The following is a 6,175-nucleotide window of genomic DNA, read 5'->3' as shown; positions in this document are numbered from 1 at the left end:
GTGGTTTAAAGCTGGCCGCTGCGCGGCCAGCAGACTAAAGTCTTGAAATAAAGGCACCGGGAGGCGGAGGCTCCCGGTGCCCGTGAAAGGGACTGTATTGTCTGTTGGACTGCACGGTCCATCGCGGCGATAACGCCGACTAGGCCTGAAGCGCCTGCAGCTGCTTGTGGATCTCGATGAGCTCCGTCGCCATGACGCGCATGGTCTCGGTGCCGGCCATCTGGTCCTCGGCATGCAGCAGAATCAGCGGGGCCTCGCCGTTACGCTCGCCGTTGGCCTCCTTCTTCAGAAGCCCCATGTGAACATCGTGGCCACCGTTATAGGCCTCGTCGCCCTGCTTGATAAGCTCCTCGGCGGCGTCAAAATCGCCCTCCTTGGCCTTTTGCACGGCATTGATGTACATGCTCTTGGCGGTACCGACGTAGCTGATGATCTCGAAGCAGGTCATCTGCAACTCGTTCATATCCTCCATATGCTGCACCTAGCCCATCACGCTGACGCAGTGGTCGATGATGCCGGCAGCGTTCATGCGGCCGTAGTCGACCATGTTGATGACCTCGACCGGGAAGCGGCCAGCGGCCTCCTTCTCAAAATCGCCCTTGGTGTAGCCGATCTGCGGGCCAAGCAGCAACATGTCGCACTCGTCCAGGTGATCGTGGGCCTCGTTCATGGGGCGAGCCTCGATCTCAATTTCCAGGCCACGGTTCGCGACCTCGGCCTGCATCTTCTGGACCAGCAGGCTCGTGGACATACCGGCATTGCAGCAGAGCATGATCTTCTTCATGGTTTCCTCCTTATAACTGCGCGGCGCGCAGACGACGACTGGTTTCATTCTTTGCGGCTATTGTTCCCACCCCCCTGCATCTTTACGCAAGGGAGAGAGCTGCGGGCACCGGCACCGCGTACCGGCGCCCGCAAAGGTGAAAGGGGCGAACGTTAGGCGTTCTGCTCGGCGAGAGCCTCCTGCTTGGCGATTGCCTTCTCGGAAATCTTCATAAAGGGCAGGTAGACGGCCATGCCAATGACAATCTCGAGAGCCTGCCACACGCCGGCGCGCCAGTCAAAGCCCGTAGCGAGCAGGGCATTGATGACGGGAGGCATGGTCCAGGGCACCTGAGCGATGCAGGGGCTGATGATGCCTGCGCAGGTAAGGCCATAGGTGATGCCGATGAACAGATCGGGAAGGAGGACAAACGGAATCATGAGCGGCAGGTTGTACACGATGGGGTAACCGTAGATAACCGGTTCGTTGATGTTGAACAGACCAGGCAGGATAGCCATCTTGGAAACGGTCTCGGAAGCCTTGTTCTTGGAGAACAGGAGCGTGTCGAGCAGAAGCATGAGGGTGCAGCCCGAGCCGCCGATGAGGGCGAAGCTGTTAACGATCTGCATGTTCATGTAGTGATCGGGCTGGATGGTGCCACCGGCGGCAAAGGTAGCCATGTTGTCGACGATGAGCATGGTCAGGATCGGCTCGACGGTAGCGCCAGAGATGGTGGACTGGTGAATACCAACGCAGAACAGCAGGTTAGCAAGGGTGTAGATGAGGATAACAGCCCACGGACCGGCGTTCATGATGCTCTTGAGCGGGTTGGAGATGCACGTGGAGATGATGTCGCACAGATCGGTGCCGGCGCACACGGCGAGCAGGGCTGCGGCAAGAGCGAAGATTGCGAGGTTGAGCAGCATCGGGATCATGACGTTGAAGGAGTTGGAGACCGCGGGAGGCACACCCTCGCCCAGCTTAACCTTGAGCTTCTCGACGCCAGAAATCTTGATGAAGAGCGAGACGGAAAGCAGGGCGATGATAATAGCCGAGAACAGACCGTTGGTGCCGGTGTTGGCAGTCGAAAGGGCGCCCGTGACCTCGGCGGAGGTGATCTTGTCGGTGAGCAGCGGGCTCGTGGCGGCAAGCGTGGCGGTGATCTGCTGCGGCATCATGATGACGAAAGCAGAGATGGCGACGACCACGCAAGCGAGCGGGTTATCGAAACGCTTGTTCTTAGCGAGGCTGTAGCCAATCAATCCGGCCAAGATAATGGCAGAGACGTTGAGGGTGCCCAGCGTAATTGCCGAACCCCACGTCTGAAGATTGGCAAGGCCCGCCGCATCGAGCGGGAACAGAGGGAACACGACGTTGTTAATAAGAACCGCGATACCCGCAAGGATATAGAGCGGCGTGATGGTCGCGAAGGCGTCACGCAGGGAACGCAGGTGAACCTGGTTTCCCACCTTCGCAGAGACCTCGGCAAACTTGTCGAGGAAGCTCTTTCCGTTGTCACTGGCCATGATTGCTCCTAACTTTCAAATCCGGCCTTTTCCTATACGCACGGTGGCCTGTCGCCCTCTGCCACCAGATGTGCCATGTGTTGCGCGCGGCGGCGCACGGTCTGGGCGTTCGCCCGGTCGCTAGTCAACCACGTGGGTCGTGGCGACCTGCTTGAGCCAAGCTGCCGACTTCTTAAGGCGGCGCTTGTAGCCGTCCATAAGGTCGACCTCGACAAAACCGTAACGGTTCTTAAAGGCATTTGCCCAAGACCAGTTATCGATGACGGCCCAATAATGGTATCCGCGGCACTTGGCGCCTTCGGCGATTGCCTTGGCAACCCACTCCAGGTGCTGGCGCACAAAGTCGACGCGGTAGTCATCCTGGATGGTTCCTTCGGCGTCACGGTTCTTGTATTCGTCCATGATGCCGATGCCGTTCTCGGAAACGAACCACTCAAGATCGGGGTAGTTCTTGGCGCAGTCCATGCCAAAGTCGTAGAGGCCCTGCGGGTAGATCTCCCAGCCGCGGCTCTCGTTCATAACGGCGTCGGGCCACACATACTCGTCGGCAAAGTGCGGCAGGCCGTACTGGTCGATCTTGCTCGCCGGCGCCTGAACGCGCGTGGGGTGGTAGTAGTTGCAGCCGAGCCAGTCGACAACACCCTGCTTGAGGATCTCTTGGTCGCCGGCACGGAACGGGAGCTTAACGCCGCCCTCGGCCAGGCTGTCGAGCACGTCGGCGGGAAGCTCACCCTTGGTAATAAGGTCGAGCCACCAGCGATTGCTGATACCGCTGGTCATGCGCACGGCCTCAAGGTCTGCCTCGCTGGGGTTCTGCTTGGTGTAGACCGGGGTAAAGCAGTTGATCATGCCGATCTTGGCATCGGCGCGAATAACGCCCTCGTCATAGGCGCGACGATAGTTGGCCACGGCCAGCGCATGTGCCAGCGAGATGTGATACTGCACGGTGCGGGCGCGGCTAAAGTCGTGGAGCTGCGGGAACCACACGCCCTCCTGATAGCGCTGTTCGGGCTCGACGATGGGCTCGTTAAAGGTGAACCAGTACTTAATCTCCTGGCCAAACTCGTGGAAGGCGACGTCGGCGTAATGCGCGTAAGCCTCGACGACCTCACGGCTCTCCCAGCCGCCGCGGTTAAAGAGGTAGGTGGGCATGTCAAAGTGGTACAAGTTGACAAACGGCTCCAGGCCGGCCTCGCGAGAGGCGCGGAACAGCTCGTGATACCACGCGGCGCCCTCCTCGTTAAGGTTGCCGTCGGCATCGAGCAGACGGCTCCACTGGATGGAAGTGCGATAGGTATCCAGGCCCAAGTCCTTCAGAATGCGAAGGTCTTCCTGGTACTTGGTCATAAAGTCGTTACCGGCATAAGAGCCAACGCAGTTGTAGAACGAACCCAGATCCTGGATGGACCAGGTGTCCCACAGGTTCTCGAGCTTGCCGCCCTGGTTCCACTGACCCTCAGTCTGCGGGCCGGACATAGCGGCGCCAAAGAAGAAGTCGCTGGGCAGCTGATACTGAGCCATCAAAGTCCTCGCTTTCGTGTCTTAGAGCTTCCGGTTGGAGACGGGTTTGCTTTGGCAGGTTATCCGGCGCGGGCGCGCACCGGTCATACCGATATCCAACCCGCCAAAACAAAACCGTCCCCAAACAGTACAAGGAAACGCCAATGCATCTCGCTTGTTGTCTGTAACTATAGCGCTCTAATTTTATATGTAAAGCGTCTTTTTTATTTTTCTTTATCGAACTTCTTTCATGAAAGCCATATGGATGCTTTTTAAGTAGGTATACTTTCTAAATATCGACGCAAATATGAAGGGAGGATTGCATGATTCCCAAATACGAGGCGATAGCTGCAGATATCCGTCGAAGCATCGAGGACGGCGCACTTAAACCGGGCGATAAGTTGCCCACCGTCGTTGAGTTCTGTGAGCTCTATGGCGTTTCCAAAATCACCGTCAAACGAGCGATTGAGCAGATCACCGAGGAAGGCCTTATTACCAGCCGGCGCGGATCGGGCACCTACGTTAAGGACACGGCGGGGCTTCCCGGCCAGGTGTTTTTTCAAGGCAAGAACGACCGTGCCCAGGGCTTTTCGTATGAGCACCGCGGGGAAAAGGTGACCTCGGTGGTCTACGATTTCTCGATCGTCAATCCACCGGCAGAGGTTGCGACCCAGCTGGGAATGGCCGAGGATGACTTCGCCTATCACATCGTGCGCGTGCGCCAGGTCGACGAGAAGCCCATCGTCATCGAGTACACCTATATGCCGCTCGAACTGATCCCGGGCCTTAAAAAGAAGGACCTGTACGGATCGGTCTACGGCTTTATCCGCGAGCAATGCGGGCTGAAGATTTCGAGCTTCCATCGCACCATTCGCGCTGTCGCGGCAACTGAGGAAGAGGCTGAGCGCCTGGATACCAGACCCGGCTCTCCCCTGCTCGAACTCAACCAGATTGGCTTCTTGGATAGCGGCACCGCGTTTGAATATTCTATCTCGCACAACGTAGGCGACCGCTTTGAGCTGCACAACGTAACGCTGGCCTAGTTTTGTAATCCGGTGGGTGCCCGTTTTGAGCTCTCTTACGCGGCACCCGCACAACCTTATGGGAGTATGCACATGTCCGATTTGATTAAACTGACGCCGATCTTCCACGAGAAGATCTGGGGCGGCCGCCAGCTGGAGACCGTGTTTGGTTACGACATTCCCGAGGGCCCCATCGGTGAGTGCTGGGCCATCTCAGCCCACCCCAACGGCGACTGCCAGATTGCGGAGGGCCCGTATGCCGGCCACACGCTGTCGTGGCTGTGGGCCGAGCACCGTGAGCTCTTTGGCGACTGCGAGGGCAAGGAGTTCCCGCTGCTCATTAAGATTCTGGACGCCAAGGACGACCTTTCGATCCAGATTCATCCCAACGACGAGTACGCCGCCGAGCACGAGAACGGCAGCCTGGGCAAGACCGAGTGTTGGTATGTCCTGGACTGCGAGCCCGGCGCCACGATTATCGTCGGGCAGCGCGCCAAGGATCGCGCTGAAGCCGCACAGATGATCAAGGACGGCCGCTGGGACGACATGCTCAACGTGCTGCCGATCCACAAGGGCGACTTTTTCCAGATTGATTCCGGTACCGTGCACGCCATCAAGACCGGCACGCTCATTTTGGAGACGCAGCAGTCGAGCGACGTGACCTATCGCCTGTACGACTACGACCGCCCCGGCACCGACGGCAAGCTTCGCCCTCTGCACATTGAGCAGAGCCTTGACTGCATCGATTTTGATGTCCAGGCTCCGACCGACGGCACCGTGACCGCACCCGAAGTCGACGGCGTGACCGAGCTCGAGTCCAACCCCTGCTACACCGTCGATCGCGTGCGCGTCGACGGCAGCAAGACCCTCAACCAGCGCTGGCCCTTCATGTGCCTGTCGGTCATCGACGGCGAAGGCACCGTCTGCGGCGACCCCGTCCACAAGGGAAGCCACCTGCTGGCCCCCAGCACCGTGGAGTCCATTGACCTCGAAGGCAAGATGGAACTGATCATCAGCCACCTCTAGGTCACAACAACAACCCAAACGCAACAAGGGGCTCTCCCGTCCACATAAGGGAGAGTCCCTTGCCTCATTTCATAAACATTTTAGTAACTAATTGAAATGATGCTGAGCAGCATAAAACGTTCAATCATCAAAGCCCAAGCACCAGGTGCCCTCGTTCATGTGCGGGAGAGCCCCTACTCATATCCATTTATCAGCCCACCCGGCTCTCCAGGCCAAAAAGCGAACAAGCAGAGCGACGCTCGCAGGCTGTGGGCCGAAACGCCACAAGGAAGAGGGCGCGCCGGGGGCTTTGGTCGATCGCGAGTTCCGCACGAGCCGGAGAGCACTTAATGTGCTCT

At 58.4% G+C, this 6,175-nt stretch carries 6 protein-coding genes; 2 read left to right on the top strand and 4 right to left on the bottom strand.

What is annotated here, in order from left to right; all coding sequences use genetic code 11:
• Positions 1-139: 139 nt before the first annotated feature.
• From DW171_RS09865 to DW171_RS09850, 4 genes are all read right to left on the bottom strand, one after another.
• Positions 140-472 (bottom strand): PTS lactose/cellobiose transporter subunit IIA, encoded by a 333-nt coding sequence (locus tag DW171_RS09865; protein ID WP_199410549.1) that lies wholly within the window; start codon positions 470-472, stop codon positions 140-142.
• Between the two features lie 9 nt (positions 473-481).
• Positions 482-784 (bottom strand): PTS sugar transporter subunit IIB, encoded by a 303-nt coding sequence (locus DW171_RS09860; protein ID WP_118271091.1) that lies wholly within the window; start codon positions 782-784, stop codon positions 482-484.
• Between the two features lie 152 nt (positions 785-936).
• Positions 937-2,289, bottom strand: a complete 1,353-nt coding sequence (locus tag DW171_RS09855; protein WP_118271090.1) for a PTS sugar transporter subunit IIC — start codon at positions 2,287-2,289, stop codon at positions 937-939.
• Between the two features lie 120 nt (positions 2,290-2,409).
• Positions 2,410-3,810 carry a glycoside hydrolase family 1 protein gene (locus tag DW171_RS09850; protein ID WP_118271089.1) on the bottom strand — a complete coding sequence of 467 codons (1,401 nt, stop codon included), beginning with the start codon at positions 3,808-3,810 and terminating at the stop codon, positions 2,410-2,412.
• A gap of 302 nt (positions 3,811-4,112) precedes the next feature.
• Between DW171_RS09850 and DW171_RS09845 the strand changes: the two genes are divergently transcribed.
• Together DW171_RS09845 and DW171_RS09840 are read left to right on the top strand one after the other, a co-directional pair.
• Positions 4,113-4,832: a GntR family transcriptional regulator gene (locus DW171_RS09845; RefSeq protein WP_118271088.1), complete on the top strand. Its 720-nt coding sequence runs from the start codon at positions 4,113-4,115 to the stop codon at positions 4,830-4,832.
• Positions 4,833-4,904: 72 nt separating this feature from the next.
• Positions 4,905-5,837 carry a type I phosphomannose isomerase catalytic subunit gene (locus DW171_RS09840; protein WP_369832478.1) on the top strand — a complete coding sequence of 311 codons (933 nt, stop codon included), beginning with the start codon at positions 4,905-4,907 and terminating at the stop codon, positions 5,835-5,837.
• Positions 5,838-6,175 lie beyond the last annotated feature (338 nt).

Origin of the sequence: Collinsella sp. AM15-2 (assembly GCF_003471985.1) — a bacterium.
In the GTDB taxonomy this organism is placed as follows: Bacteria; Actinomycetota; Coriobacteriia; order Coriobacteriales; family Coriobacteriaceae; genus Collinsella.
Note: the sequence above shows the minus strand (reverse complement) of the source record. Positions and strands in the feature narration are given on the sequence as shown.

Excerpts from the sequence above, each read along its gene's own strand:
- DW171_RS09865 (WP_199410549.1), bottom strand. The coding sequence starts at position 472 with ATGGAGGATATGAACGAGTTGCAGATGACCTGCTTCGAGATCATCAGC.
- DW171_RS09860 (WP_118271091.1), bottom strand. The coding sequence starts at position 784 with ATGAAGAAGATCATGCTCTGCTGCAATGCCGGTATGTCCACGAGCCTG.
- DW171_RS09855 (WP_118271090.1), bottom strand. The coding sequence starts at position 2,289 with ATGGCCAGTGACAACGGAAAGAGCTTCCTCGACAAGTTTGCCGAGGTC.
- DW171_RS09850 (WP_118271089.1), bottom strand. The coding sequence starts at position 3,810 with ATGGCTCAGTATCAGCTGCCCAGCGACTTCTTCTTTGGCGCCGCTATG.
- DW171_RS09845 (WP_118271088.1), top strand. The coding sequence starts at position 4,113 with ATGATTCCCAAATACGAGGCGATAGCTGCAGATATCCGTCGAAGCATC.
- DW171_RS09840 (WP_369832478.1), top strand. The coding sequence starts at position 4,905 with ATGTCCGATTTGATTAAACTGACGCCGATCTTCCACGAGAAGATCTGG.